Origin of the sequence: Paenibacillus phytorum (assembly GCF_013141715.1) — a bacterium.
GTDB classification, from domain to species: Bacteria; Bacillota; Bacilli; order Paenibacillales; family NBRC-103111; genus Paenibacillus_E; species Paenibacillus_E phytorum.
This window is the reverse complement of record NZ_WHOA01000023.1, coordinates 148,780-175,678: the sequence shown is the minus strand read 5'-3', so window position 1 is coordinate 175,678 and position 26,899 is coordinate 148,780. Positions and strand designations below refer to the sequence as shown.

The 26,899-nt window shown below is 43.8% G+C and carries 22 protein-coding genes; 4 read left to right on the top strand and 18 right to left on the bottom strand.

Translation table 11 applies throughout. The features are described from left to right. Nucleotides 1-91: 91 nt before the first annotated feature. Nucleotides 92-1,144 (top strand): ParB/RepB/Spo0J family partition protein, encoded by a 1,053-nt coding sequence (locus GC098_RS03950; RefSeq protein ID WP_171641137.1) that lies wholly within the window; start codon nt 92-94, stop codon nt 1,142-1,144. Nucleotides 1,145-1,148: 4 nt separating this feature from the next. Here GC098_RS03950 and GC098_RS03945 read toward each other — a convergent pair whose 3' ends face one another. The 11 genes from GC098_RS03945 to GC098_RS03895 all read right to left on the bottom strand — a co-directional run bounded on the left by GC098_RS03945 (nt 1,149) and on the right by GC098_RS03895 (nt 13,474). Beyond that, on the bottom strand, nt 1,149-1,661 hold the full coding sequence (locus GC098_RS03945; RefSeq protein ID WP_246358407.1) for a GNAT family N-acetyltransferase: 513 nt from the start codon (nt 1,659-1,661) through the stop codon (nt 1,149-1,151). A gap of 35 nt (nt 1,662-1,696) precedes the next feature. Then, nucleotides 1,697-2,683, bottom strand: a complete 987-nt coding sequence (locus tag GC098_RS03940) for a phosphotransferase enzyme family protein (protein ID WP_246358406.1) — start codon at nt 2,681-2,683, stop codon at nt 1,697-1,699. A gap of 1 nt (nt 2,684) precedes the next feature. After that, a complete protein-coding gene (locus GC098_RS03935; RefSeq protein ID WP_171641134.1) occupies nt 2,685-4,190 on the bottom strand; it encodes an amidase family protein in 1,506 nt (501 codons plus the stop codon). Between the two features lie 196 nt (nt 4,191-4,386). After that, on the bottom strand, nt 4,387-5,130 hold the full coding sequence (locus GC098_RS03930) for a phytanoyl-CoA dioxygenase family protein (RefSeq protein WP_171641132.1): 744 nt from the start codon (nt 5,128-5,130) through the stop codon (nt 4,387-4,389). A gap of 132 nt (nt 5,131-5,262) precedes the next feature. Beyond that, a complete protein-coding gene (locus GC098_RS03925) occupies nt 5,263-8,511 on the bottom strand; it encodes a response regulator (RefSeq protein ID WP_171641130.1) in 3,249 nt (1,082 codons plus the stop codon). A gap of 31 nt (nt 8,512-8,542) precedes the next feature. After that, the gene (locus GC098_RS41095; protein ID WP_171641128.1) at nt 8,543-9,247 is read right to left on the bottom strand and encodes a response regulator transcription factor; all 705 of its coding nucleotides are present in this window, start codon (nt 9,245-9,247) and stop codon (nt 8,543-8,545) included. A gap of 147 nt (nt 9,248-9,394) precedes the next feature. Beyond that, nucleotides 9,395-9,982 (bottom strand): EAL domain-containing protein, encoded by a 588-nt coding sequence (locus GC098_RS03915; RefSeq protein WP_312879984.1) that lies wholly within the window; start codon nt 9,980-9,982, stop codon nt 9,395-9,397. Nucleotides 9,983-10,023: 41 nt separating this feature from the next. Continuing rightward, entirely contained in the window at nt 10,024-11,505 is a 1,482-nt protein-coding gene (locus GC098_RS03910; RefSeq protein WP_171641125.1) for a diguanylate cyclase domain-containing protein, read from the bottom strand. Between the two features lie 29 nt (nt 11,506-11,534). Then, entirely contained in the window at nt 11,535-11,936 is a 402-nt protein-coding gene (locus GC098_RS03905; protein WP_171641123.1) for a hypothetical protein, read from the bottom strand. Nucleotides 11,937-12,340: 404 nt separating this feature from the next. Further along, entirely contained in the window at nt 12,341-12,835 is a 495-nt protein-coding gene (locus tag GC098_RS03900; RefSeq protein WP_171641121.1) for a CYTH domain-containing protein, read from the bottom strand. A gap of 93 nt (nt 12,836-12,928) precedes the next feature. Further along, nucleotides 12,929-13,474, bottom strand: coding sequence for a GNAT family N-acetyltransferase (locus tag GC098_RS03895; RefSeq protein WP_171641119.1), 546 nt, complete (start codon nt 13,472-13,474; stop codon nt 12,929-12,931). A gap of 238 nt (nt 13,475-13,712) precedes the next feature. On the opposite strand from GC098_RS03895, the gene GC098_RS03890 reads away from it, so the two are divergent. Then, nucleotides 13,713-14,984, top strand: a complete 1,272-nt coding sequence (locus tag GC098_RS03890) for an erythromycin esterase family protein (RefSeq protein WP_312879981.1) — start codon at nt 13,713-13,715, stop codon at nt 14,982-14,984. Nucleotides 14,985-15,250: 266 nt separating this feature from the next. Beyond that, the gene (corA, locus tag GC098_RS03885) at nt 15,251-16,201 is read left to right on the top strand and encodes a magnesium/cobalt transporter CorA (protein ID WP_171641114.1); all 951 of its coding nucleotides are present in this window, start codon (nt 15,251-15,253) and stop codon (nt 16,199-16,201) included. Here corA and GC098_RS03880 read toward each other — a convergent pair. After that, a complete protein-coding gene (locus GC098_RS03880; RefSeq protein ID WP_246358405.1) occupies nt 16,194-17,039 on the bottom strand; it encodes an AraC family transcriptional regulator in 846 nt (281 codons plus the stop codon). The two genes, corA and GC098_RS03880, sit on opposite strands and share 8 nt — an antisense overlap. Before the next feature lie 193 nt (nt 17,040-17,232). Between GC098_RS03880 and GC098_RS03875 the strand changes: the two genes are divergently transcribed. Continuing rightward, on the top strand, nt 17,233-18,339 hold the full coding sequence (locus tag GC098_RS03875) for a glycoside hydrolase family 172 protein (RefSeq protein WP_171641111.1): 1,107 nt from the start codon (nt 17,233-17,235) through the stop codon (nt 18,337-18,339). Between the two features lie 24 nt (nt 18,340-18,363). Here GC098_RS03875 and GC098_RS03870 read toward each other — a convergent pair whose 3' ends face one another. The 6 genes from GC098_RS03870 to GC098_RS03845 form a co-directional block, all read right to left on the bottom strand. Then, nucleotides 18,364-19,242 carry an AraC family transcriptional regulator gene (locus GC098_RS03870; protein ID WP_171641109.1) on the bottom strand — a complete coding sequence of 293 codons (879 nt, stop codon included), beginning with the start codon at nt 19,240-19,242 and terminating at the stop codon, nt 18,364-18,366. Nucleotides 19,243-19,358: 116 nt separating this feature from the next. After that, entirely contained in the window at nt 19,359-20,369 is a 1,011-nt protein-coding gene (locus GC098_RS03865) for a zinc-dependent alcohol dehydrogenase (RefSeq protein ID WP_171641107.1), read from the bottom strand. Nucleotides 20,370-20,546: 177 nt separating this feature from the next. Continuing rightward, the gene (locus GC098_RS03860) at nt 20,547-22,199 is read right to left on the bottom strand and encodes an ABC transporter substrate-binding protein (RefSeq protein WP_171641105.1); all 1,653 of its coding nucleotides are present in this window, start codon (nt 22,197-22,199) and stop codon (nt 20,547-20,549) included. Between the two features lie 52 nt (nt 22,200-22,251). After that, on the bottom strand, nt 22,252-23,148 hold the full coding sequence (locus tag GC098_RS03855) for a carbohydrate ABC transporter permease (RefSeq protein ID WP_171641103.1): 897 nt from the start codon (nt 23,146-23,148) through the stop codon (nt 22,252-22,254). 24 nt (nt 23,149-23,172) lie between these two features. After that, nucleotides 23,173-24,135 (bottom strand): ABC transporter permease, encoded by a 963-nt coding sequence (locus GC098_RS03850; RefSeq protein WP_171641101.1) that lies wholly within the window; start codon nt 24,133-24,135, stop codon nt 23,173-23,175. A gap of 164 nt (nt 24,136-24,299) precedes the next feature. Beyond that, nucleotides 24,300-26,627 (bottom strand): helix-turn-helix domain-containing protein, encoded by a 2,328-nt coding sequence (locus GC098_RS03845; RefSeq protein ID WP_171641098.1) that lies wholly within the window; start codon nt 26,625-26,627, stop codon nt 24,300-24,302. Between the last annotated feature and the right edge of the window lie 272 nt (nt 26,628-26,899).

Sequence of the window (26,899 nt, the reverse complement as noted above, 5' to 3'; positions counted from 1 at the left end):
TCCGATCTAGTACTATGATTGGCATTTCCACGATTTTGTTCCTTGTTATATAATAATCCAAGGACAACCTGAACGAATGGAGAAAATGAATATGAATATACATGAAATTCCCATGCATTTAATTGACGAGGATACGGATCAGCCCAGATATCAATTCGATGAAGAGGCGCTCCAAGAATTAATGAAAAGCATCGAGGAGATTGGCTTACTCTCTCCGATTAAAGTGAGAACAACGGCTGACAACCGGTACAAAATTATTTACGGGAATCGGAGATACAAAGCTAGCAAAATGCTGGGACGCCCCACCATGTCCTGTATCGTATCGACCGTAACGGATGAGTTGGAGATTTATTTAGAACAGATTGCGGAGAATCTGACAAGGGAAGGCTTTTCTCCCATTGAGGAAGCTGAGGCCTTCCACAAACTTATGAATGATTCCAAATTCAGTTCCTCTATTAAATACCTTTCTAGCAAACTTGGCAAGCCGGAAACTTACATCAAAAACAAATGTGATTTGTTAAAGTTTGGAAATTCAGTCAAAAAACTGATCGTGAGCGGTACGGAAATTCGGAAAGACAAGTTGACCGAGGACCAACTGCTGCCTATCAAAGATCTACCGATCGAGCACCGCGATCCGCTAGCTTTGATTATTGCCAGAGATGAAATGCCTGTCAGTGATGTGAAAAAGATTGCTCGCATGTTCAAAGATAAAGATATTTCAGAAAGCACCAAAGGGAAGCTTCTCTATAAAACAGGTCATGATCTGGTCGAAACTTGGTCCGTCTTTCAAAATAACCGAGCAGAACGAGCCAAGCCTGCAGCTGCAAAAGCTCCGACAAAAGCGGAGAAAGCAGAGAAATCCAAGGAAATAGTCCCGGACAATAAATCAGAAATGTCGATACAAAGCGAGCTGCCTGCAGCTTCAACTAGTACAACAATTAGCCCAACAACTAGTCCAATTCAAAGCAAACTTCTGCAAATGCTTAACGCATTTCCTACAACTAGTGATTTTCAAATTGAAGCCTTAGACGTCGATGCTCATGATAAAGAACAATTTCTGAATGATCTCAATACCTTAGTCGGTAATTTGGAAAAGCATTTGGATGCGTGGAAAAAAGTTAGAGAGCTTGCCGTTACCAAATAACATACTAATCTAGTACTTCAAGCTTCTTCGCATAGCAATGCCTTAGAAGACCTCCATACATCGGACGGGTGAATTGAAGTGTGAAGCCTGCTGTTTCTAAGTTTTGCCGACTTATAGCATTGTCAGGATGTACGGTTGCGTAGAGGTATAATATACCTTGTTCACGCGCGCGCTTTTCCCTCAAAGTTTGAAAATGCCGCTGCAGCCCTTGTCCCCTGACCGACTCATGGACAATGGATCCTTCTAGAGAAGCAACTCTTGGTAGATCTGCTTCCGGCACTCCAAACTCTCGTCCGAGATTATTGGTACTTAGACCGGGAAATGCGATAACCGTATAAGCAACAAGCTTTTCGCCTTGAAAAACGCCATATATCTCGCCCTTTTCTTGGACATATTCGTATAATGCCTCTAAGCGGTCCATCGAATAAAGCGCATCAGAAGGAAGACGTGACACCACGTCCATCATTAGTGCTTGTACTTGCGGTATATCTTGTTGCCATAAACGCCTTATTTCCAAGTTGTGATCCTCCTCATGTTCCGTTAGTCAGTAGGTCACCATGGATTGCTGAAACCAAGTCTCATTTCGTCCCTCATTTTCATGAGCTTTAATTTCAATCCTGCATACCATGGTGGCGTATTTGATAGATCACTATCCTCCAAAGCTGTTAGGATTCTTGAAAAGCTATAGAGCTTAGAGAACCTTAAGAACTTTGGAAAGTGTTCTATCATTTGCTTGTCTAATGGACAAATCGCTGTATAGCCTCTCAGAAAACATTCTACCTGACTGCTGGAATCCCTCTCTGTATTATCCAACACGTCAGCAAGAGCTGCAACAATATCCATCGCATACCAATGATACATAGCATCATCAAAATCAATAACATGAAATTGCGACGTACTTGCATGCCAGAAAATGTTATCCTGTTGAAAATCATAATGAATGAGACCATACTCATGCTTGGATTGCTTTAAAGAATAAAGCCAAATCCTCAGGTTATCTAGCTCCATCAAGGCTTCTTTTTCATGTGGATGACGATCTAATGCCACTGCAATATGATCCAGTCCATCTCGCCAATTCTTACGCTTTATTTCTTTTGGAGGTTCATATTCCTGTGACCTTACATGCAAGCTGCCAAGTGATTTCCCCCACGCCTCCATCTGCGATTCGCTCATTTGATCACAATCTAAACTTTCCCCTTCCGCATCACTAAATACAACACCAATATATGCCCCTTCACTTGTCGTTACTCTTTCAACTAGCTTACCCTCGCTAGAACGTATAGGCACAATTGTAGGATAATGAGATAAGGCTAAGTAATTTATGAAATCAAGTTCAGCTTCTACTTGCTCCAGTTCCTGTGCTCCTTCAAAAGAAAACCTCAAAAAGAATTTCTTACCTTTATTTTCAAATCGATATACGAAGTTGGAGCTTGCTCGCCAAACTTTTAATGTTCCATCCTCATGTTCCCATAACCGCATGAATGCCTTAGCCACATGATCGTCGGTTAATCCAACAACCATCGTTCTTAGATTCATCATTTTATTCTACCTCTATTTTCGCAGCAGTTGCTAACTCGGGTTGAATGCGATGTTTCGTAGCCTGCTCAAACCCATAAGCAATTTTTATCAAAGTGGGTTCGCTAAATGCCGTTCCTACAAAGGTAATCCCTTGTGGTCCCTTCGTTGTATACCCGCCCGGTGCGATAATCCCCGTTGCCGCATACCCTCCAGGGACAGTAATGGATGGGTAACCTGCTCTTGCCGCAAGATCTGTCCCACCCTCAGCCCCTAGGAATAAGAGTGCATCCAGTTGATGCTCCTTTAATGCATGGTCAATTCCCTGCTCACGCGACATCTCTTTATCCCTCTTTTTGCTGTCTAAATAGGCTTGTTCCGTTAGTGTCCCGCTTGTTTCCTCTGACCAAATTAAAGTTCCTTGCCCATATTTCAATGCTTGATCTGAATGTGCTTCATTGTAGGCGATGACATCAGCCAAAGAATGGACGGGTATCTTGCCTGACAATTTGGATAAATAATCATTCAAATCTTTCTTAAATTCATACCTCATGACATTGCCATCCCAATGCGTCTGCTCACATGGAAGCACCACCGGATCAACGATTGTAGCACCCTTTTGTTTCAAAACGGCGATAGCCGCCTCTACAATATCTAGCCGAGCCTTGTCTAATTCTTGATAATAAAATCTTGGGATCCCTATTCTAGCATGCTGCAAATAATTGGCGTCTATGAATGGGGTGTAGTCTTGGAAAGAACGCCCTTTACTCGCTAGCGTCTCAACATCGCATTCATCCATGTTGGTTAAAGCGCCGAGCAAAATCGCTGCATCGCTGACCGTTCTTGCTATAGGCCCCGCTGTGTCCTGACTATGAGCAATTGGGATGATGCCCGTTCGGCTAACTAATCCAATCGTTGGCTTAATACCAACTAAGCTATTCTGGCTGGAAGGGCTGATGATAGAGCCCGATGTTTCCGTTCCAATCGCCGCTGCTGCCAGATTCGCTGCCGTTGCCGCTGCTGAGCCTGAGCTTGAACCGCCTACGAATAATTCGCCAGGGTCGTAAGGATTTAAGGTGAGACCACCTCTTGAGCTATAGCCCGCCCAAATATCGCCTGACATGTAGCCTGCCCATTCGGTCATATTCGTTTTACCAAGAAGCACAGCCCCCGCCGCTCGAAGCTGATCTGCAACGAAGGAATCGGCTGCTGCGAAGGATTCCGCTAATGCGATAGAACCGGCGCTTGTATGCATACGGTCGTGTGTATCGATATTATCCTTAAGCAGAATAGGGATACCATGTAAGGATCCACGACTGCCCTTCACTTTTCGTTCTTCATCTAAATCTTTGGCTATGTCTATAGCATCTGGATTTATTTCTAAAATGGTATTTAATATGGCGTCGTACTTTTCTATACGGGTTAGATATATATGAACCAATTGTTCCGAAGTAATCCTACCTGCACTCATTGCATGCTGCATACTTGCTATATCTGCTTCTATGATCCATTTCTCCAACTCATTTTCCATTCATCTATCTCCTTCTAGTTCTCAGTCTTATTAACACTGTTCTCTGTAGGGTATGAAGTTCCTGTATGTGTAAGTTGGGGAGTTTAATTATAGTTAATTTTGAACGTTCATATACATGTGTTTGTGTAAATAAAATAAGCTAACCCTTTCCAGCCTTGGCTGTAAAAAAGAGTTAGCTTTCTTGTTATCAACGTTCTTAGAACAACGGAAATTTCTCTCTCAAATCTTCCCTCTGAGTAACAAACGAATCCTCGCGAATGTAATGACATACATAGGAACGTCGCCAACGATCCTTGCTTCGATTTTTATTGGACGAATGGATGAGCAGCTCACTAAAGAATAGGATATCTCCTTTTTCCATCTCGACCGGGATTTGCTTACTAAGGTCAATGCCTTCTGTCTCGTCTGTCCATGATTCGTGCTCTTCTTTATTTTTCACTGCACCATGAGGCAGCAGTCCAAGCTTATGTGTGCCAGGGATGACCCAGAGGCATCCATTTTCGATATCCACGACTTCTTCCAAAGCGACCCAAGCGGCGATCATCGTCATGGGATCATTCTTAATGTAGTAATAGTCCTGATGCGAGGCCTGTCCCGGTGAACCTGGTTCCTTGTAGAAGTACATACTTTGCACACAGTTAGCCTCTCTGCCCATTAATTGAGCTAGCGCACCTCGGATGATGGGAAGCTTCATCATTTGGCGAGAAAAGCTGTCATGCTTATGCGGATTAAATAACCGCAGCGAGAACTTTTTGCTTTCTTCACAGGCTGCCCAATTGGGTATTTCTGCTTGGTTACGAATATCAAAAATGTGTCCATTAAAGGCATCAATGAGATCGCTGCTGCAGCCTTTCTTTATAAGCAAATACCCCTCTCTTTCGAACTGCTCATATTGCTCTTCTGTGATAGGTGACATACGATCTTGTTTCCTAACAAACATGGCAGCTATCCCCTTCCTGTTTATGAAAGTAAAAAGTCTTTCTTTACCTTCATCATACTGCCGGGGTCATCATTCAACAATGGCTGGAATTATCACGTTTGTATCTGAAATTGATATTGGCAGTTCCACTCACTAAGAAGCTTTATTTGGGATAAATGTGATAATACGCTCTATTTCCTCTGCCACTTCGATGAGCTGATCATGGAAATCCTCTTTTTGCACAACGGCAAGTTCCAGGTAGCTTGCTGCTTCATGCAATCGATTTGCGGAAATACTTCCGGCAACTCCGATAAGTGTATGTATAGCCCTTTTGACAGCCTTCCAATCCTCATCAAGGATACTCCGCGTTAGTTGCTCAACAAAAGTTGTATAATTTTTCTTGAACAACTGAAGCATGACGATTAAAATGCTTTCTTTTCCTTCTAGACGGGCAAGTGCAGCTTGCCAATCTATCGCTTCAATATGCTTATAAAAATGGGTTGTTTTCGTCTGACTAGCCCCTATTGAAGTAGATGGTTCTATCCATTTACTAATCACACTAAAGAGACGCTTTACATCCAAAGGTTTACTAATGACGTCATTCATACCGTAATGGATATAATCTTCATGATCCTGTTTAACTACGTTGGCCGTCAGTCCAATGATGGGGATATTCATATAGTTGGGGATTTGACGAATGTGCGCTGTCGCTTCAACACCGTCCATGATCGGCATGTGAATATCCATCAAAATCAAGTCGTATTCGTCGTGTTCCAGTTTTTCAATGGCTTCCCGACCATTTTCCGCTATCGTGATCTCAAATCCATGCTCCTTTAGAAACTCCATGGCAACCTGCTGATTAATTTCGTTATCCTCCACGAGAAGAATTCGCCCTGTCTTGCTAACTCTGGAGGACATAGCCTGCAAAGACCTGCCGCTTCTTGGAGATTGATTGTGTGGATTAAACAGGGATTCCAACGTTTGATAAAGCTCTAAACGGCAAATCGGTTTAACCATGACGGCATCAGGTCTTGCGCTATTCGGAAGTTTCAGCATTTCTTCTTTACCAAGCGGTGAAGTTAAGCAAACAACAAGCGTTTGATCTCTTTGGATCGACTCGATAAAAGTATTCCATGTATCTATGCCATACATATCTTCAATTTCCATATCAAGCAGGATACAATCGTACCTGTCGTCATTGGTCCAAAACCCCTTCATCCGTTCAAACATATCTTTCCAGGAAGACACCTCCGAAACGATTAAAGCAAACGACTCCAACGTGTCCCGTAAGCTGCTGCGCATCAGGGGATGATCTTCGACCAGCAAAATTTGATATGTCGTATGATCTTTCGTTAAGTCCCATTCATCTGGATCAGCGAGTTCTATGACTTGAAAAGGCAGTGTAAATTTAAATCTGCTTCCTTTACCCTCTACACTCTCCGCTGTTAAAGACCCACCCATAAGCCCAATCAAATGCTGGCTGATCGTAAGTCCCAGTCCAGTTCCCCCATATTCACGACTCGTAGATCCATCTGCCTGAGAAAAAGGATCAAAAATAAAGGCTAAACGATCTGGAGATATACCTATTCCACTATCCTCTATGGTAAAGCTAAGCATAATTTCTTCTATGGACGTGTGTGGTTCCAATTCAATTTGGAGCATCACATAGCCCTCTGAAGTAAATTTGATCGCATTGCTGCAAAGATTAAGCAGTACTTGTTTCAGTCTCAGCGGATCCCCAAGAATATGGTTGGGCAGTTCAGCGGCTGTATTAAAAATAAGTTCGATCTGGCGACTATCAGATAAGACACTTAGTATGCTGGAGAGATCCTTAAGAAGTTCATCTAACTGAAAGCCGGTACGTTCTACTTCGAGTTTTCCCGCTTCTACTTTGGAAAGGTCAAGAACATCGTTAATAATGCCTAACAGCGTATGGGATGATGATGTTATTTTATGTAGATAATCCTTTTGATGGTCTGAGAGCGAGGTTTTCCCGAGAAGTTGAGAAAGTCCAATGATACCGTTCAGGGGAGTTCTAATTTCATGACTCATTTTGGCAATAAATTGGCTTTTAGCTTGATTCGCTTGATCGGCGGCATGCCGCATGGTAACCTCAGTGAAGTCATGTACGGTTCCAACAATACCTTCCAATTCGCCACTCGCATCAAGGTAGGCTGAAAGTGTAACACATAAATCTCTTTGATCACCCGTTGAGGACGGAAGTCTCATTTCAAACCGTACATTACCACCATTCAGGATGACTTCTTGGAAATGGGAATCCCAACGAATTTGCTCGGCTTCCGGGAGAAACTCGGTTATTTTTTTGCCCAACATGTCCGCAGCTGTCGCATGGGTCATCAGGGAAACAATTTGATTAACAGAGGTAATATCGCCTTCCTTCGTGAACCCAAGAATTCCTTCCTGTGAATTCTCAACGAGGATACGATATCGCGCTTCACTCTCCTGAATACGCCGCTCTGCTGTTGTTCTCTCTGTAATATCTGTCGTAGAGCCGATGATCTCGACCACCTGCTCACCTTCAAATATAGGCTGTAAGGTTGTAAAGGCGATCTTGCCCTTTATTTGATTCTCAAAAGCAACTTTGTTCCCTTTCCACGCTTCTTCGAATTTCCCTATGATAAACGTTGTGAATTCAGTAGTAAAACCTTTGATTGATTGTATATTTCTACCTAATAAATCTTGTGGATATAGTCCGAGATTTCGTAACAACCGACCATCAACCATCGAATAAATAAATTGATTATGAATTTTCTTAAGTTTAAATGTAATGCCGGGCTGCAGCCGAAGAATATCCATCAATTCTTGTTGGATATGACTTACCTGACTCCTTAGCTCTTCTGCCCTTAAGAAATAGTGGATTAGCGCTGCTGCGAATAAGCCCCCTCCCAAATGCAGAAGTAAAGCTGGAATGACTAACTCGAAAACAGGAATATGATAGATGAGTACCATATCAACGAACAAAACGCTGATAGGACACATAATTAATAATGTCCATTTTCTCCAATAACCGTGAACGTAATGATTGGTTAGCGCGGTTCCTGCAAATATGAGCAGTCCCAGTGTAGAGATTCGAAAGAAAACAGAAGGATCTATCAACGTCCTGCCAATAATCATGATCATAGTGGCAATAAAACCAGAAATTCCTCCACCAATGAAGGTAGCCATCAGAATGGCAATCGCTTTTAAATCCAATATATGTCTTGCAGTAACATGTACACCCAGAAAAGTTAGAATGACACCATAGATACCATGCATCAAACCAACTATTATGCGATATTTCCACCTTGATGCGGCTTTTAATCTAGGAGAATAGAAAATCTCGATAGACAAGAATATAAAAACAGCCAATATCGAGAAATTGTTCAGTAGATCTTTGAGCACATCTATTCACCTCATCGCTTATTTACACACCTTAAATAGCTGAAAGATGCACAAATTTATAACCAACACCCCAGACGGTTTTAATATACTGAGGTTCCTTTGGATTCCGCTCTATTCTTCTACGGAGATTCGTAATATGTACATCAATGGCGCGATCATTCACGATATCGCCCATCCGATATAAAGTATCTATAAGCTCATCGCGTCTAAACACTCTGCCGGGATAGTGAATAAAACGTTTCATAATTTCAAATTCGGAATTGGTGATATCAATTTTTTGATCTTTGATCACAATCAACCTGCGCTCTACATCCAGTGTAAAGTCATGATATTGTGACTCTGTCCCTTCCGACATACCGGGAGCAGGAACCTGTATGTCCGCCATACGAAGCGAGGCTTTGATCCGTGCTTTTAACTCCTGCATGCTAAACGGCTTACAAAGATAGTCATCAGCCCCAATATTAAAGGCCTCCACCTTCTCCTTAATGTTATTTTTCGTGGATATCACAATAATAGGAACCAAACTTAGTCTCCTAATGGCACCGCATAGCTCTATCCCCTCATAATCTGGCAAAACGAGATCTAATAAAATCACATCGGGCTGAAACTGAACAATTTCCCTCAGTCCGTCATGTCCATTTACCGATTGCTTCACTTCAAAATGATCTTCCGAAAAATACATGCTTATCATTTGTCCAATAATGATGTCGTCTTCGATAATAAGCACCTTAATCACTAAATTCCCTCCTTTATACCTATTTTGTTCCTATCATCTATTATAATATGTCGAATTATGGCAGGTCTACACTATTTTTTACCAGAAATATGAAATAACAAAAACGCCACAGAACCGATAGTGGCTGTCTTGGCGTTAGGATGATTCTTATGTATTCGCAATTCGATTGCATGAAAACCTGTCAAATATCTCGGGTACTTCGCTTGCTTCTACCGGGCGGCTAAATAAATATCCCTGTACGGTGTCACAATCGAATTCCTGCAGAATCTTTAAATCGTCATCGTTCTCTACCCCTTCTGCAATCACAACTAGCTTTAGATTACGTGCTAGCGCAATGATCGTATTTACAATGGCTGCATTGGTAGGATTAACCGAGATATCCTTCACAAAGGATTGATCAATTTTCAAATGATGGATCGGGAATTCTTTCAAGTAGCTGAGCGAGCTGTAACCTGTTCCAAAGTCATCCATAGCTATCTTCAGACCCATGTTTCTAAAACTATTCAAAGTCGTTAAGGCAACTTGAACATCCATCGTCATGCTTTCCGTTATCTCTAATTCTAGATATTGCGGTTCGAGTCCTGTCTCTTGAAGTATGCTGTTAATCTGATCTTTGAGTGACTGATCATAGAACTGCTTAGAAGATAAGTTGACAGCCATTGAAACCTTGGGAAAACCTAACTCCTGCCAGCTCTTATTCTGGCTGCATGCTTCTCTAAGTACCCATTTTCCAATCGGATAAATTAATCCCGTTTCCTCTGCAATAGGAATAAACTCTAGAGGTGATTCACTAATAGATTGACCTGCGGTTGGTACACCAGAATAAACTCATTTTTCTCCAAAGCTTTTCGCAAATGCTTCTCAATCTTAATTCTACGTTCTATTTTTGCATAAATTTGCGAATTGAAATATTGAACTTGATTACCGCCCAATTCTTTGGCGTATTCCATAGCAATATCTGCAAAGCGAATCAGATTGTCAGGGTCTATATCATCTTGCGGATACTGGCTAATCCCAATGGAGGGAGACATATATATTTCATGATCTTGGATGTGAATGGGCTGATTAATAGTCTGAACAATCGTATGTGCGAACCCTTCCAGTTCAGCTAACGAATGGTGCTTAACCAAACCAATAAATTCGTCACTGCCCACTCTGAAAACAGAAAGATCTTTGATCATGGTACTATTTTTCAATCTGCGGGCCATAACTTGAAGAATTCTGTCCCCTGTATCATGACCTAACGTTTCGTTGGCCAGTTTGAAGTGATCCAAATTCACGAATACAACAGCAAAACGTTCCTGCTGTGCAATAGCGTCCTCGATCCATTTACTTAACCCATGTCGATTCGGAAGCCCCGTCAGAGGGTCATGATGGATTAAAAAGCGGATACGTTCCTCCATGCTTCGCGACTCCGTAATATCTACCGTTAGCGAAATGACTTCTGTCATTACACCATCTCGTTTGATTGGGCGAAGAACGGTTAAGTAATAATAACCATGCCATTCCGTTTCGAAATTAATAACTTCTTCATTATCCCATGCCGCTTGATAATAGGGAGCCATGAGGTCGGCTTTATCTTTCGGGAAAATCGTAAACAAATCCTTGCCTACCGCGAGATTCTCCTTGATACCAAGTCGGTTAAATAGTGAGCCCTGCCAAGTTGTATAGATAAATTTATGATCCTCTTTATGAAATTTAACGAGAAGTCCATTCTGTTGTTTAATTTGATCCTGCAGCTCATCGTGAAAATGAAGCATATCCTCTTCCATTTTAAGTAGGAATGTAAGCATTTCCAAGTGAATTTTTATCGACTGCTCTTTCCCCAGCATACTCGTCTCATTCCGTAGGAACAGTTTCTTCCTCATTGCGGTTTTACACCGTAATAGAAATTCTTCTTCCATCAGCGCATTCTGCGTTCTTTGGAATAGTGTCTCCTTCTGGAAAAAATCCAAAGCCCCTAGCTCCAGAGCTTGCAAGGCAACATTTGAACATTCTTCCGTGCAGCTGCTCAGCATAATAACCGGCACAGGATGGAAGGTCATAATTTGACGCAAAGCAACTAGTCCATCGAGCTCGGGCATCTCTACATCCAGTGTTACAAGGTCTGGCTGCAGCTCTACAATTTTATCCAGCGCATTGGCACCATTAACCGCGAATCCTACCACTGTAAATTGTTCATCTTGTTCAAAAAGATTCGCAATCCTATTTCTCATTACGATGGCGTCATCAACGATTAATACCCGGTATTTCCTCATACTTATCACCTAAATTCTTCTGAATTCGTCTAGACTCGCATTTGAATCGAAGAGAAAACAAGATCAATGATTTCCCCTCGGGCTTGATTGACATAACCTAATGTTGTCTGCTGCAGGCTTTCTATAGAAACACAAGAGGTTAACTGAATCTTATCCGAGAATAAATACAAGGACAGTTCATACGAGGACGAAACGTTTTTGACTACTTCACTAATATTCGTCTTTTTGTATTTTTCAGGAAGCTCAACCGCATACACTAAGTACAAGGGCTCGCTCGGAAATTGAGTCATTTGAAAAATTTCTTTAAAAGAAGACTTCGCATACGAATTCCAACGAAATCCAAATCTATAGGTATGATCCTCTTCCCAATTAGGCTCGAACTGAGAGATTAATTCGAGAAACTGCTGACGGTAATAATGTATCAGGTTCATAGGTGACCCCTCACAATTCCTGAAAATGTTAGCTATCATTTCTGTACATCCATCATACTTTGTAATTGTTGTTAAACATCTATTTTAAATCTTAGCTAAACATTATTTTTCCTAATAGTTCGCTAACGAATCTAACACTTTCACTCTTCAGAAAAAAGCGAAAAGACCAAGATCTGACCCCAATTGGGTCATAAACTCGGCCTTTATCTTATAGTTGTTACATATTCTGTCAGACATGCTTGCTGTTCATGGCAATCGTTACAGCGAGAGCCGCTAGATAAAAGGCTAGAGGCGATTTCCTGCGCCTTACAAGTCCTTTTTTCACGTCATATCCCTCCTTACAATTGGAAATATCTTGATGAAAATTATTAACCAATTGTAAGGAAATCGAAACAAAACTTCGTTTATCGTGTCGTCTGCAGCTTTACCCACATTGACTTATTTCGAAATTCTTCCTCCGCTCCTAACTCTCTCCCAAACCAAGAAGGTACTACAAAGAGCCGCGCAGCTTCAACATTTGGAAACTCGACTTCAACAACCAAGAGGTCTACTTGTTTATATTCATCAATTTCAAAATGGAGCCCCCGAACATCAACCGTGGTGCGAATCTTCTCCAATGGAATTAACCCCGTACGTTCAAGCAGTTGCTTATATATAGGCTCCGATATGTTGTATTCAATCTCTTCCCGAACCATGCCATGCCCCGATTTGAACGTATGGGTAAAATGCGACAATCCAGAACTATCCACCAGCTGGCGCACTCTGATTTCTTGATCCTCCGAGAAGGCCAAATAGGTTTGATAAATGTACTGCTTTGAAACTAGCGTGATTTCATTATTATCCAATTCTGCCACAGGGAATGCGGGTAATAGGAACTTTCTTTCGATTTCGGCACTCATTGGTGTGACCCCTCTCCAAACAAATCATTTTTTCTTCACCATTTTACCACGCAATCATGAAAAAGACTCCCATAAAGGAAGCTCTCCCCCTTCTTAGCGAGAGTCGCTTTCCAATATGGCAAACATCACGTGGTCCCGCCAAACGCCTTGAATCTTCACATTCTCCCTGGCTAGGCCCTCCTGACGGAAACCAACCTTCTCCAACACCCGGATAGAACCGGTATTATGCGGCATTGCCCCAGCTTCGATCCGATGAAGTCCCGCCTCCTGGAAAGCGTAATCCAGCACAAGGTGGATGGCCTCTGTCATATAACCTTTGCCATTGTACCCTGCATCCAAGCAATAACCTAGCATCGCTTTCTGCAGCGGTCCGCGAACGATTTCGAAAAGCGAAGCTTCCCCTATGAGTTCATCGGTACCTTTAAGGAAGATACCGAATGAATAGCGTCGCCCCTCTTGTTCCGCCTGCTTCCAGAGTTCAATGCTGCTGGCTTGGTGATCCAGCGTGTAGAACGACTCCAACCGGGACGGCACCACCTGTTCAAACAATTGCCGGTTGCGCAGCATCAACGCCAGAAGTGCTTCCGAGTCTCCAACTTCAAAGTGGCGGATGTATAGCCGTTCTCCTGTGCGAATCATTTTGGCATCATCCTTTCTCTCTAACAAAAAAAGGGGACCTAGCCAACGGGGCCAGGTCCAAAGTTTATATTAAAAAAGGGGGGTCTTGTTTATTATAATACACCTACTATGTTAGAGAACTGTAACAGGAATGTTCCAATTGTGTTACAAAAAAAGCGAATCCATTCGAATCGCTTTTTTTGTATGTACTTTTGTACATACTACAGAATGTAAATCTTTAGGAATAGGAGTCAAACAAGTGAAAGTTGAAGACGCCATTGTGGAACAGATTAGACAACAAGCCGTGCAGCTAAGCACCCCCGAAGATTTGGATGTATTAGTAGAAGCAATCGGAGACAAGAAGTACGTTTTACTCGGTGAGGCAACGCATGGTACATCGGAATTTTATAAGCTGCGCATGGAGCTAAGCCGTAAATTGATTGAAACAAAAGGTTTTTCTTTTATTGCTGTCGAGGGCGACTGGCCGTCATGTTATGAGATTAACCGCTATGTGAAGCAGTACAAGGATGCAAAGCCGAGCTCCCGTGAGGTATTGGAAACTTTTAATCGCTGGCCGACTTGGATGTGGGCCAATGAAGAGGTAGGGGAGTTGATGGAGTGGCTCAACCAACACAACGCAGATAAGCCGATGGCAAAGCGAGTCGGGTTTTACGGTTTAGACGTCTATAGTTTATGGGAGTCACTAGAAGAGATCGAACGTTATTTACAGGAAAAAGGCACACCTGAGCAGTTAGCTCTGGCGAGGAAGGCATTTGAGTGCTTCGACTCTTATGAGAAGGAGGGACAAAATTACGGGGTTTCCGCGGCTTTTTACGGCGAAAGCTGCAAGGATGAGGTAGTGAAGCTGCTTCAAGCGCTTCACGCGAAACGCGTGCGGTACGAAGAAGACAGCGAAGCAGCTCTCAGCGCGGAATTGAACGCGCTTGTTGCTGTGAACGCTGAGGATTACTACCGCACCATGGTTCGTCACGACGCGGACTCGTGGAACGTCCGCGACCGACACATGGTCGAGGCGCTGCGCCGCCTCGCGGGCCACCACGGCCCAGACGCCAAAGTCATCGTCTGGGAGCACAACACGCACGTCGGCGACGCGCGTGCAACAGATATGTTGGCCGACGGTATGGTGAACGTCGGCCAGCTCGTGCGCGAAGCGCACGGCGAAGCCGATGTGTTCGCCATCGGCTTCGGCACTTACCGCGGCACGGTCGTCGCCGCGACATCCTGGGGCGCGCCGATGGCGACGATGCAAGTGCCACCTGCCCAGCCGGGCAGCTGGGAGGAGCTCATGCATCGCGCCAGCGCGCACGATCAAATCCTCCTGCTGAGCAAGGAGGATCCCATTCTCGGGCACGAGGTGCTGGGGCACCGTGCCATCGGGGTCGTGTACCGCCCTGCTCATGAGAGAGGGAATTACGTTCCCTCTCTTATGGCTCGGCGGTATGACGCCTTCGTGCATGTGGATGAAAGCCATGCGCTTCATCCCCTAACCATAAAAAAAGTGCTTGTGTGAATTCACACAAGCACTACCTATCTCACCCGCCGATGCTTCACACTCTAATTAATGTAAAAAACATGGCCGAATTGTTGCATCAAATACAACATCTTCAGCTTGGAAGGAAGAAAAACAAGATATTGTTGTACAGCGTACAATTTCTTGCTCTCCACCTTCAAAACTCAAGGATAATCTAGCTTTAGCGGGGGACCGAGCATTTCTAAAACCTCACAATTGTATGGTAAAATTAAGCAGATGAAAATATGAGCCAAGGAGTTTTAATGATGATTCGTTCCCTTGCTATTACCATGGACTTCAAAGTGCTCCATAATGTCCCCTTCGAGGAGCTTCTTGGCCCGAACATTAAGTGGTATTGGGTCGACTTTCATAATCCGAGCGAAGAGGAAGCGCTGCATCTGAAAGAGCATTTCCATTTTCATCCGCTGGCCATAGAGGACTGCTTTTTCTTACTTCAACGACCGAAGATGGATCACTATGAGAACGTTCACTTTTTTGTGATGCATGCAATTAATGCTATGACACTGGATGCCGAAGAAGTGGACATGTTTCTGGGAAGTAACTACATTGTGACCTTTCATTTGCATGAATCACGGGAAATTGAGGATGCTTGGAGCCGAATTTCAGAACAAGAACATTTGCGGAATGAAGGTCATATTTATGCGGCTTATTTAATTCTTGATAATTTGGTGGATCAATATTTCCCAAGTGTTTACCAAATCGAAGATCAATTGGATGATATCGAGAACAATTTTGATTCCGAATCCATTGAAGCCCTCATGAAACATATTTTTGGTATTCGGGCCAAATTGTTAAAATTACGTCGCACCATCGTGCCCATGCGTGACTTGCTGTACAGACTCATCAATACAGATCGAATCGAACATCTTCGCGAACAGCTCGTCTTTTTCACGGACATTCATGATCATCTGCTCAAGCTGTCTGAAATGATTGATTCAAACCGCGACATGACGGCTGATATGAGGGACAGCTACATCTCCCTAAATTCTAACCGAATGAATACCATCATGAAAACGTTGACGGTAATCACGACGATCTTCATGCCATTAACGTTCATTGCTGGTCTTTATGGGATGAATTTCGCTTATATGCCTGAACTGAAGTGGCACGGGGGATATTTTGCAATTATCGTGATCATGTTCGGAATTGGATTCGGCATGTTCGCTTGGTTTTGGAAAAAAGGCTGGTTTAAATAGAAGACCTTACAGATTCTGAGCGATGCTCATCACGGAATTCCTTCCGAAAGCCAGCAGGCGAAACCCCCACTTTTTTCTTAAAAGCTCGACTGAATGCATGAATACCGGAAAATCCTAATTGATCTGCGATTTCCTGAAGCGGCATTAAGGTATGCCTGATCATATTTTTGGCTCGCTCCAGCCGGATTCTCTGGTGATATTGGATCGGACTAACATCGAATACTTTATTAAACAAATGGATCAAATAGTATTTACTGATATGGAATCGCTCCGATAGCTCATCCAATTTCAAATCACGGTGAACGTGAGCCGCGATGTAACGCTCTATATCCAATAACAGTTCTTGGTGAAGACTGTTTTCAAATAATCTCCCGTTCCACGCATGCTCCCTCACTATATATGTAATTAATTCCAGCAGACTGCCCTTTAAACGCCATTCATATAATGGCAACTTCGCTTCAAATTCCGCTATGATTCCAAAAAGCTGCTGCTCCACGCGACTCGGATCCCTTAAACGAATATGATTCGGGAGATCAACGAGCGCGCCCGACAGCTCATCCTTACGAAACCAGCTTCGCTCCCTCTCATCCATGTCTTGCAGCATTTTGAACGATACCTTTACGTCTCCGCTATCCTCCAGCTGGAACAAATCAAAATGCACGTGCGGCTGACGAATCGGCTTATCACCTACGAGCTGGATGGAATGCCTATGTCCAGGCTTAAGCAGAAACAAGTCTCCTGGTTTACCTTCATAGGTCTTGTCCTCGATCGTTATGTCCACCCGGCCCTCCATTAGATATAACAGCTCATAGTCCCAAAGCATTCTTTCTTTTAACATCCAAGGAGATTGTATGATACTATCCATCGCAATACGAACGTATGGGGAGACAGTTTGAAAGCTCAAAGTAAGAATCCTTCCTTTCAGCAATAATGGTTAACTTTTAACTAACTTTGGCTAAATGAACGCGCTTACCTTCATTATATAATGTTTTCAAGTTCGCATAACTATAATGATAAAGGTGGATGTTCCTATGTCGCAAAATCAAGGCTTTATCCCAGAACTCTCTGCAGCTCCATTCCTGACACAAGGCCGAACTCGCTGGATCACAGCAGAGAATCCGACCGGTGAGAAGGGACAAGGAGGGAAAGCAGCAAGCAATTTAGGTATTGCCCGCAAAGGCAAGCCGTGCATCACTTTACCTCAAGGAGAAACGGTCGTTCTGGCCGACATTCATGGAACCGGCATCCTGCAGCACTTCTGGATCACTTGTACGAACGCTACCTCCAAGGGGAATTTTGTCCTTAGAGATTTAGTGCTCCGCATCTATTGGGATGATGAAGCCTCACCTTCCGTGGAGGTGCCGCTTGGCGATTTCTTTTGCAATGGGTTCGGTGAACGCTGTAAGGTGAATTCGCAGCCGATCGTCGTGAATCCCACAGGCGGCATGAACTGCTACTTCCCCATGCCTTTCCGGCAATCAGCCAAAATTACGATCGAGAATCAGCACGCCGAGGATATTCACGGCTTCTTCTATCAGTTTCATTATACGCTAGTAGATTTGCTCCCGGAGAATACGGCATACTTTCACGCCCAATGGAGAAGAGAGAATATCACAATGGAAGGAAAAGATTACACGATTCTGGACGGAGTTAAGGGCAAGGGAAAATATGTTGGCACCTATCTGGCATGGGCGGCATTAGAGCGTTATTGGTGGGGTGAGGGGGAAATTAAATTTTATATGGATGGAGATGAAGAATGGCCAACTCTCTGCGGGACGGGGACGGAGGATTATTTCGGTGGAGCCTGGTGCTTTTACGAAAAAGAAAACGGGATCCCCGTCGAGGTGCCATACAGCACTCCCTATCTTGGATACCCCTTCTATTCCAAATCTGATACGACCCTCAAAGAGAAGTTTGGCGAAGATTCCGTGCCTATGCATGGACTGTATCGTTGGCATCTTCCAGACCCTATCCATTTCGAGAGCGATTTGCGCGTCACGATTCAACAGATTGGACATAACAGCAGAGAGCTTTTCGAACGAACTGACGATGTTTCTTCCGTTGCCTATTGGTACCAGATGGAGCCTCATGCGGATTTCCCCATATTGCTTCCCGTTCACCGGAGATGGCCGCGATAGTGAACACGGGGGTATGATCTTATTCTAAGAAATGGTTGGCTGAGAATTCATCGCCATAAATAGGCTAGGCATAACCCCGACAGTAGCCTTGAAGGATCGGCTGAATAAATAAATGCTTGAAAAGCCCACCTGCTCAGCAATAGCGGTTAAGGTTTGATTCCCCTCGATCATTCTTATTTTCGATTGCTCAATTCGAATATGGGTCAAATATTTATGAATCGTAATGCCCAGTTGATCTTTAAATAAAAACGATAAGTGATTGGTCGAAATTCCGACATGATTACTAATCGTATGATTATCCAGTTCAGGGTCCCAATATCTTTCATTGATCAAATTAATGGTGTTTTCAATGAACACCCAACCCTTTGTCATTTTACCTTCTTTATCGTTATGGCTCACTTGTCCCTTCATAAAAAGGACCAATAATTCCAAACAAATCCCCTTAAGGATCAACGAATAACCCGATCTCTTATCCAGAAATTCCTTCTGCATGCTCAGGAATCTTTTCTTTATTTCGATCCGGTCCGTGAGCTGCAGGTGGGAAATTGGGATGGTAGCTGCTAGCTGCATCTCCTTTTCTGCAATTGCTTTACGCTCTTCAGTAACCGTTTGGTCCTTCCAAGAACTTCGTTCTGCGTCATAATACAAATCAAAATGAAAGATATATTGGATCAATGGCACCTCTGACGTAGAGCGAATAATATGCGCCATGAAGGGAGGCATAAGGAGAATGTCTCCTTCCTTCACTTGATATTTGACCCCGTCCAAAAAAACCTCCGCTTCCCCTTGCTCGATATAGGTATACACATGGTCGTAATCCATCCACTCACCCGCCAGAGAGAAGGATTTATGAATTTTGACCATTCTGACGAAAGGCGAGATGCTGTTCATCCAAGTCTCCATGTACTTTCCTCCTGCGGAATGAGTGATGACCTAATGCTATTATTTCCCAAGTATAACTGAAGCGTATTCATCTTTTCCATATTTCAACATGCCGTTGCGAACTTTTCTCTTAAGACTCAAGTCTCGCTCCAGTCAAATAAAACACCGCTGTACTGATCCTTATCCAATCGGAGACCCTCATAAGCTTTCTTTGCTTGCTCCGACTTCAGCACATGGCTGATTAATGGTTCAACCTGCAACCGTTTCTGCTTCATTAGCTCGAATACGATGCTTGAGTTTCTAACCAAAGAATGTTTGACAAACTCATTAGGTTCGGTTGGATACCGCCATTCATGCGCTCCCTTGAACGTAATACAACCTCGTCCATAGAGATGGCAGTAGTTCAAAATTTCAGTAACATCTGTATTATATTCACCGCGAGGACTGCCCAGGAAAATGATCTCACCTAATTTGGCGATCCACTCGAGACTTTGGACGGCTACTTGAGGCACCCCTGTTGCCTCGATATGGGTTGAGACTCCTTTTCCATGCGTGATTTCGGCAATCTGTTCCTTCACGCTGTCTTTTCCACCACTAATGACATGAATGACACCACATTGCTCAGCAATTCGAAGGCGTTCCCCCGATAAATCAATACCAATCACAGTAGCACCTTGTAAATGCGCTAGCTGAGCGGCCATATTTCCTATAAGTCCAAGCCCCGTTACGCTTACATAATCTCCGAACTCAATATTTGAAACACGAATCGCAGTCGTTGCGACGGTGGCCATGCGAGTAAACGGTACCCATTTCAAATCCAAGTTCTCCGGAACTTTAAGAAAAGTCCCTCTGATCGAAACAACCTCATATTTCGTGTGGTTCCCATAATGAAAAACAATATCACCGGTCTTAAACTCCGTAACTCCTCCCCCTACTTCCACGATCTCACTAACAGCTGCATAACCTGGAATACCCGGCATCGGGAACCAAGCTTCGTTCCCTGACAGCATGGCCAATTCAGTTCCCGGACTGATTAATGTATAGAGCTTCTTGACCAGAACTTCCTGATCGCCAATTTGTGGGGAGAACTTCTCTTCTACCGTTTCTACCTGCCATGGACTGAGAAACATAACCTTCGTATTATTCATCGCAACGCACTCCTTTGTATTGAACTCATTTTCAATATAAACGTTTTCATAGGAGGCGTCTTTGACGTAAATAATGATTTTTTATCAAAAACAACGATGGAAGGGATGTACAAAGTAAAGGGCCGACTTTCCAGAGTTATTCGCTGGATTGTCGACCCGTCTATTGATCATTCAAATCTACTTCTTCTTCGCATCATAGGCAGCTTGGTAAATTTCCAGATAACGCTTCAGGTTCATATTATCCAGATTTTTCAGGTAGCCGTCCCATTCCTTATCCAAATTTGCATCCCCGATGATGAAACGTGCGGTCATCTCTTTGACATGATCAGTAATCGTCTTCTCGAGATCGGCTAGCTCCATCGCTTGCTCGTTCGTGAAGAACAACTGTGGTAGAACAGTATCCAGCTTCTGCTTATAAGGCTCGTATTTGTTTTTCGTTTCATTGTACAAAATAACTTCCAATGGGTTTTTCGGATCGGCGACCAAGCCTAAACGGAAATCGTTCGTTCTAAGCGATGGTCCGGTTTGAGACCATTTTATATTTTGCACATTTGCCAGCTTGGCTTCGGTATATTTCCAAATGGCTTGCTTGCCATTGATACCGAGTTCGCCTTGAGCCGCATATTTCCACTCCACATCTGGACGCCCTTCTGCATTACGCAGCGTCATCTCCTGTGTATACATTAAATCCGCTAGACGGAAGGCGGCTTCTGGATTTTTACTCGCTTTCGTAATCACGTAACGCCCTTGAGAAACACTATTGGTATACGGTGCAACTTGCAAGCCTTTCGGCCCTTTAAGCACTGGAACAGCGGTAACTTCAAGCCATCTTCCGCTCGGTCCATTGAAGGCTGTAAACGTCCCGTTATGCTGGGCTATCGCCGCGCCCAATATATTAATATTGGGATTCTCCCCCATCTGCTTCGCTTGATCCCGATCCTGTGTGAAGGATTGCGGCGCGATCAAACCTTCGGCATACAGCTTGTGCAGGTACTTCAGACCCTCTTGCCATTCCGGCTTGTTATAAGGCACAGTGACTTTGCCATTATTGAGGTATAAACGATTGGTATTGTTAGGATTTAGTATAAAAGCATTCATAATGAACGAATCGATATTGACGGCAGGTCCCACCGCTGCACCTGCAAGCGGAATCTCATCCGCTTTTCCGTTGCCATTCGGATCCTTCGTTTTAAACTCCTTTAGCACCTTGTATAGCTCATCGGTCGTTGTTGGCACAGCAAGCCCCAATTTATCCAGCCATGGCTTGTAAATCCACATTTTTTGCCCCATTGAACAGTGGAAACACTCGTTCACTAGCGGCAGCCCATATATTTTACCGCCAGGCGCCGTAATAGCATCTTTCACTCCATCAACCTGCTCAAACATCTTCTTGGTCTCGATGCCATACTTAGCGATATAGGGCGTTAGATCGAGGAAATCCCCTTGGCTGCCATAGATCAGCTGCTGCGTAGGGCTAACGTCAAAGCCCATGATCACATCAGGCAAATCTCCGCTTCCGAGCACCAAATTAAGCTTTTCTACCGCTGATTTCTCTGGGGCAACATCCCATTCAATATGAATGTTCGTCTTCTCCTCCAGGTACTTCGTATATTCATTCGTTGCAAAGTCTTCAACAAATGCGCTTCCCTTTACAAGAACCTTTAAGGTCGTTTTTTCCTTCGTGATAGGTAATTCCCCTGCTGCAGTCACCCGATCCTCTGCTACTTTAGGAGTCGCATCTGGTTGTGCTGCTTCCTTATCTGAACAACCGCTTAATATCGAGACTGTACACAAGGCTAAACCTAAGCTTACTACCATCCATTTTTTCATCTAAAAGAACCCTCCCTAGCATTTTTCATTAGAAAAATTTTTCAATGAATGACTAACCTTTCAACGAACCGATCATGACCCCCTTAACAAAATGCTTCTGTACAAAAGGATAAATCATCATGAGCGGTAGCGATGAGACGACAATGAGAGAGTATTTAAGCAGTGCCCGCAGGCCCTCCCGATTCGCTTCCTGTCCCAGATCGGACAGCATGCCAGGATCCACCTCATTCTGAACGAGTATTTCCCTAAGTACAAGCTGCAATGGATATAGGCTTGGCTGCTTCAAATAGATCAGTGCATTGAAATATTGATTCCAATAGCCTACCGCCGAATACAGGGTAATGACAGCAATGATCGGACCGGACAGCGGTATCACGACGTTCCATACAAACTTGAAATCGTTACAGCCGTCCAGCTGAGCGGCTTCCAGCAGCTCTTCCGGTATCGTCGTTTTGAAATAGGTTCTCGTAATAATGACATTGAAGACACTCATCGCCCCGGGCAAAATCATCGACCAGATCGTATTAAGCATGCCAAGATCTTTGACCAGCAGGTAGCTTGGAATGAGCCCGCCAGAAAACATGGTGGTGAACACAAGCAAGAGCATGACGGCATTTTTCCCATACAAGTCTCTACGTGCGAGCGGATAAGCGGCCATAATCGTTAGTGCGACATTGATGACTGTACCTAGAACCGTGTAAATGACGGAATTACGAAACGAGCTCCAGATCAGCTTATGTTTAAATACAGCCTCATAACCGTCGAGTGTAGGTTGAACCGGCCACAGCCACACCTTCCCCGAGATAACCGCGTCTGGGCTGCTGAAGGATGCGCTTACAATAAACACTAGCGGATACATCACTATAATGAGAAATAAGGTAAGCACCGTGTAATTGATCACGTTAAACCAACGGTCATTGCTGGCTTCCCGAATGTTAGCTTGCTCCATGATGACTTCCTCCCCTTGTCACTCTTACCATAGGCTTTCCTGCTTAGCTTTCTTTGCCATTTGGTTAACCGAGATCAGTAATATCAAACCAATGACCGATTTGAATAAATTGATGGCCGTGGAATAAGAGTAATTCATCGCCTGAGAGGCAAGCCCGACCTTATACACGAACGTATCAATGACTTCTGAGGTTCGCGCATTCAGCGGATTCTGCAATAGCAGTACCTTTTCAAAGCCCAGATCCAGAATATGACCGGTGTTCAAAATAAGTAGAATAATCATAACCGGAATGATGCTCGGCAGATCGATATGCAGCATGCGCTGAAATTTACTTGCTCCATCAATGACAGCCGCTTCATGCTGTGCGGGATCGACACCCGCTAATGCAGCTAAATAAATGATGCAGGAAAACCCTACATTTTGCCAAATACCTGACCAGACATAAATCGAGCTGAAATATTCCGGCTTAGCCATAAAATTGATCGGTTCGAAGCCCAATTGACCGAGCAGCATGTTCACTAATCCATTGCGGGGGTCGAGCAGCTCCATAACGATCCCTACCATCACGACGACGGATATAAAATGGGGTGCGTAAGTGATCATCTGTACGGATTTTTTGAACAGCTGGTTTTTCACATAATTCAATGATAGGGCCAGAATAATCGGAAATGGAATTCCGGCAAGCAAGCTGTACAAGCTGATGATCAACGTGTTTTTCATCAATTTCACAAATTCATAAGAGTTGAAAAATCGAATGAAGTGCTTCATCCCGACCCACTCGCTCCCAGCGACTCCCTTGGATGCAATATAATCCTTGAAGGCAATCTGCGCCCCGTACATCGGATAATATTTAAACACAAAGACATAGATGACTGGAAGCGCAAGCAGGGCATATAATTGCCAACTTTTCTTCATTTGCTTCCTTGCGACAATTAATAGACGACTGCTTGCTCCCGTGCTTACTTTGGTTAATACAACCTCTTTCATTGTGCGCTCTTCCCCCTTTCAATTGATACCTTAACGATACAAGAAATCGCCTCAAGCCGTAAATTAGAAAGCGCTCTCTATATGTGCAAATATTAAGATTCGGCCATGTGCACTTCTAAATGGATGTGCAAAAGTAAAGAATACGGCACCTAAGTGCCGCATTCTTATCCGTGTAATTTCTTATAGGAGGTCGCACTGACGCCATGCAGCCGCTTGAATGCCCGACAAAACGTATTGGAGGAGCTATAGCCAACCTTATCGGAAATTTCAAGAATGGTTAGCTCCGTTGTCTGCAGTAGATCTTTGGCCCGATCCATGCGCAGATTTTCCAAATAGTCGGAGAAATTAATGCCCGTTTGCTCTTTGAAGAATTGGGAGAGATACACTTTCGAGATGCGAAAGCGATCGGCCACTACATCCAGACAAAGCTCACTGTCCATATATGCGTTCTGCAGCATGCCAAGAATACTTTGGATCAGCTGCACATTTTGGCTTTTCTTATGCTCGTTCACGCTTTCGCATATCCATTTGTAGGTTGCGCGGATCGACTGATAATTTTTGCGCATATTTTCATAGGAATCAATCTCGTTGCTAAGTGATTGGATCCGCTTGTAAACCTCTTGCTGATCGAGCTCCATTTGCGGCAACAGCTTGACCAGACTTCCCCACATTTCGAACAAGAACAACTGCATAACCGCGAAGGAAAGGTGCCTCAGCTCGAAATTTTCATGGTATATCTCGTCGAGCGTATGCTGAACCTCAGCATGATCCCCTGCTTTAGCCAAATTAATTAAGCGGATCTCCACATCCTGCGGAAAATAGTAGTTGTTCATATCTGTCGGAAGCTCGTCATACCACACGATTTCGTTCTCATTTTTCCATAATTGTACGTTCAATGCTTCTCTGGCCTGTTCATACGATCTGGAGATGCTAGTGATGCTATCACATAAGCCGCCTACACCATAGACGGACACCAGCTTTAACTGGCTTTTCATCTCCTCATTGACTTCCTTAAGCTTCAGCTCAATAGGCTCCTTGTAGGGCTCCGGCTGTTCAGCTCTATAACAGAAAAGCACCCCGAATTGATCCTCCGCTATATCGTAAACGAAGCCTTCCTGATCGATCGTCCTTCTCAACATTTCTTTAGCCAGCAAACGCTTCATATCCAGTTCTTCCAACAGGTCATTGTTATAGCCGTTATCGAAGCCTCGCAAATGAACAACCGCGACCCGATATGACATCCCTTGCAAATCCATACCGACATGCTTTAACAGTGCATCGGCATCACGCGCCGAAATAAATTGCCCGTTCAACAGCCGCTGAAAATACGCAGCCCGCAGCAAAGGAACCTGCTGCTCTATCTCGGACTTCATTCTATGGTTATTGTGGAACAAACCGGTTACCGTTTCTCCGATTAATCCAAAGGCATCTCTCTGGTGCGAGATTACGTCCGCTTTTTCCAGAATCATGTTTACGATATTCCTTAACGGTTTACTGTTGCGATAAGCCAGCACATACGCGATGAAGACACCCACGACAAGAAAAACGAATGTCAAAGAGAAAATGATTTTCTGAATATAACGAACCTTCTCCAGTACAACAAAAGTAGGCTCTCCCACCAGATACGTCCAACCGTTATAGGAGGATTTCGTATAGGTAATCATCATCTGCTTCGATTGCAGCGATTTCTCAATTACGCCCTTATTGCCAATAAGATTGCCGATCTCGATCGGTAAGGGGGCTTTACTCGCCGATAGCTCACTGATGATTTTCCCCTCGCCATCCACAATATAGGCCCACCCCCCTTCGGAAATGTTCAGCCCTTGAAACAGCTTCTGGATTTCCTTTTGATCAATCATGACAGCAATGGCGCCCTGGGGGTTGCCGGGGTACCCAAGCGATTGCATATACGTCAGCATAGAATAAGGCACACCTTGTACGATGACTTCCTCAGACGCAAAGGTTTTGCGGGTATGAAATTGCTTGGAGACAAAGTCATACCATGAATCATAATCATGCTTGCTGTAATGAGCTACCCGATCAAAAAAATGCTGAAAAGAGTAACTAGCTCCCGGAGTTAACACCATTTCACTATTTTTGAACAAGACATAATAATTAAATATGAAATTGTTAGACATCCTGTAATCGTACAAGCTTTTATTCGTATCCAAAATCCGGTACGTATTCGTCCCCTCAAATGGATCGGTGACAGACTGAAACCGCATAATTCTTGTATCCGCCGCTAACTGCTGAGTAATCGAGGCGATTTCCTCCAGTCTTCGATCGAGGATATCTTTACTCTGCTCCAGCAGGTTCATATGGCTCGCGGTTGCTTCGCTTTCGATTAGCGCCGTCGTCTTCTCATAAATGACCCAGCCAATAATCATCGGCAGCATCAGAAAAACAAGATAAGGAACGAGAATACGCGCAAACACGCGGTGCCTTCCTTTGTTAACGTTAACATTAACGCTTCTCTCTCTCTTGAACAGCATAGTAAATGTCCCCATTTCCTTTACGATTCCGTGTTACGATCATATTGAGAGTAATCATTGTACATGATTTGCATTTATGTATGCGTTTGCAATCCATTGTGGCGTTCATCCCGAAAACTGATACTTCCAGTATACCTTGCTGTGCTGGTAATCGGAAGCTTGAAATACATCGCTAGTTATTGAAATGAGAATTTTTTGTACTTAACAAAAAAAAGGAACCCAGCCAACGGGGCGTGGGTTACGAGATTTTGATGATTTTTAAAGGTTTGAGC

Excerpts from the sequence above, each read along its gene's own strand:
- GC098_RS03950 (WP_171641137.1), top strand. The coding sequence starts at position 92 with ATGAATATACATGAAATTCCCATGCATTTAATTGACGAGGATACGGAT.
- GC098_RS03845 (WP_171641098.1), bottom strand. The coding sequence starts at position 26,627 with ATGCTGTTCAAGAGAGAGAGAAGCGTTAATGTTAACGTTAACAAAGGA.
- GC098_RS03895 (WP_171641119.1), bottom strand. The coding sequence starts at position 13,474 with ATGATTCGCACAGGAGAACGGCTATACATCCGCCACTTTGAAGTTGGA.
- GC098_RS03940 (WP_246358406.1), bottom strand. The coding sequence starts at position 2,683 with ATGATGAATCTAAGAACGATGGTTGTTGGATTAACCGACGATCATGTG.
- GC098_RS03875 (WP_171641111.1), top strand. The coding sequence starts at position 17,233 with ATGTCGCAAAATCAAGGCTTTATCCCAGAACTCTCTGCAGCTCCATTC.
- GC098_RS03905 (WP_171641123.1), bottom strand. The coding sequence starts at position 11,936 with ATGAACCTGATACATTATTACCGTCAGCAGTTTCTCGAATTAATCTCT.
- GC098_RS03930 (WP_171641132.1), bottom strand. The coding sequence starts at position 5,130 with ATGTTTGTTAGGAAACAAGATCGTATGTCACCTATCACAGAAGAGCAA.
- GC098_RS03880 (WP_246358405.1), bottom strand. The coding sequence starts at position 17,039 with ATGTTAAAAGAAAGAATGCTTTGGGACTATGAGCTGTTATATCTAATG.
- GC098_RS03910 (WP_171641125.1), bottom strand. The coding sequence starts at position 11,505 with ATGAGGAAATACCGGGTATTAATCGTTGATGACGCCATCGTAATGAGA.
- GC098_RS03860 (WP_171641105.1), bottom strand. The coding sequence starts at position 22,199 with ATGAAAAAATGGATGGTAGTAAGCTTAGGTTTAGCCTTGTGTACAGTC.
- corA (WP_171641114.1), top strand. The coding sequence starts at position 15,251 with ATGATTCGTTCCCTTGCTATTACCATGGACTTCAAAGTGCTCCATAAT.
- GC098_RS03850 (WP_171641101.1), bottom strand. The coding sequence starts at position 24,135 with ATGAAAGAGGTTGTATTAACCAAAGTAAGCACGGGAGCAAGCAGTCGT.
- GC098_RS03900 (WP_171641121.1), bottom strand. The coding sequence starts at position 12,835 with ATGAGTGCCGAAATCGAAAGAAAGTTCCTATTACCCGCATTCCCTGTG.
- GC098_RS03865 (WP_171641107.1), bottom strand. The coding sequence starts at position 20,369 with ATGAATAATACGAAGGTTATGTTTCTCAGTCCATGGCAGGTAGAAACG.
- GC098_RS03855 (WP_171641103.1), bottom strand. The coding sequence starts at position 23,148 with ATGGAGCAAGCTAACATTCGGGAAGCCAGCAATGACCGTTGGTTTAAC.
- GC098_RS03935 (WP_171641134.1), bottom strand. The coding sequence starts at position 4,190 with ATGGAAAATGAGTTGGAGAAATGGATCATAGAAGCAGATATAGCAAGT.
- GC098_RS03870 (WP_171641109.1), bottom strand. The coding sequence starts at position 19,242 with ATGGAGACTTGGATGAACAGCATCTCGCCTTTCGTCAGAATGGTCAAA.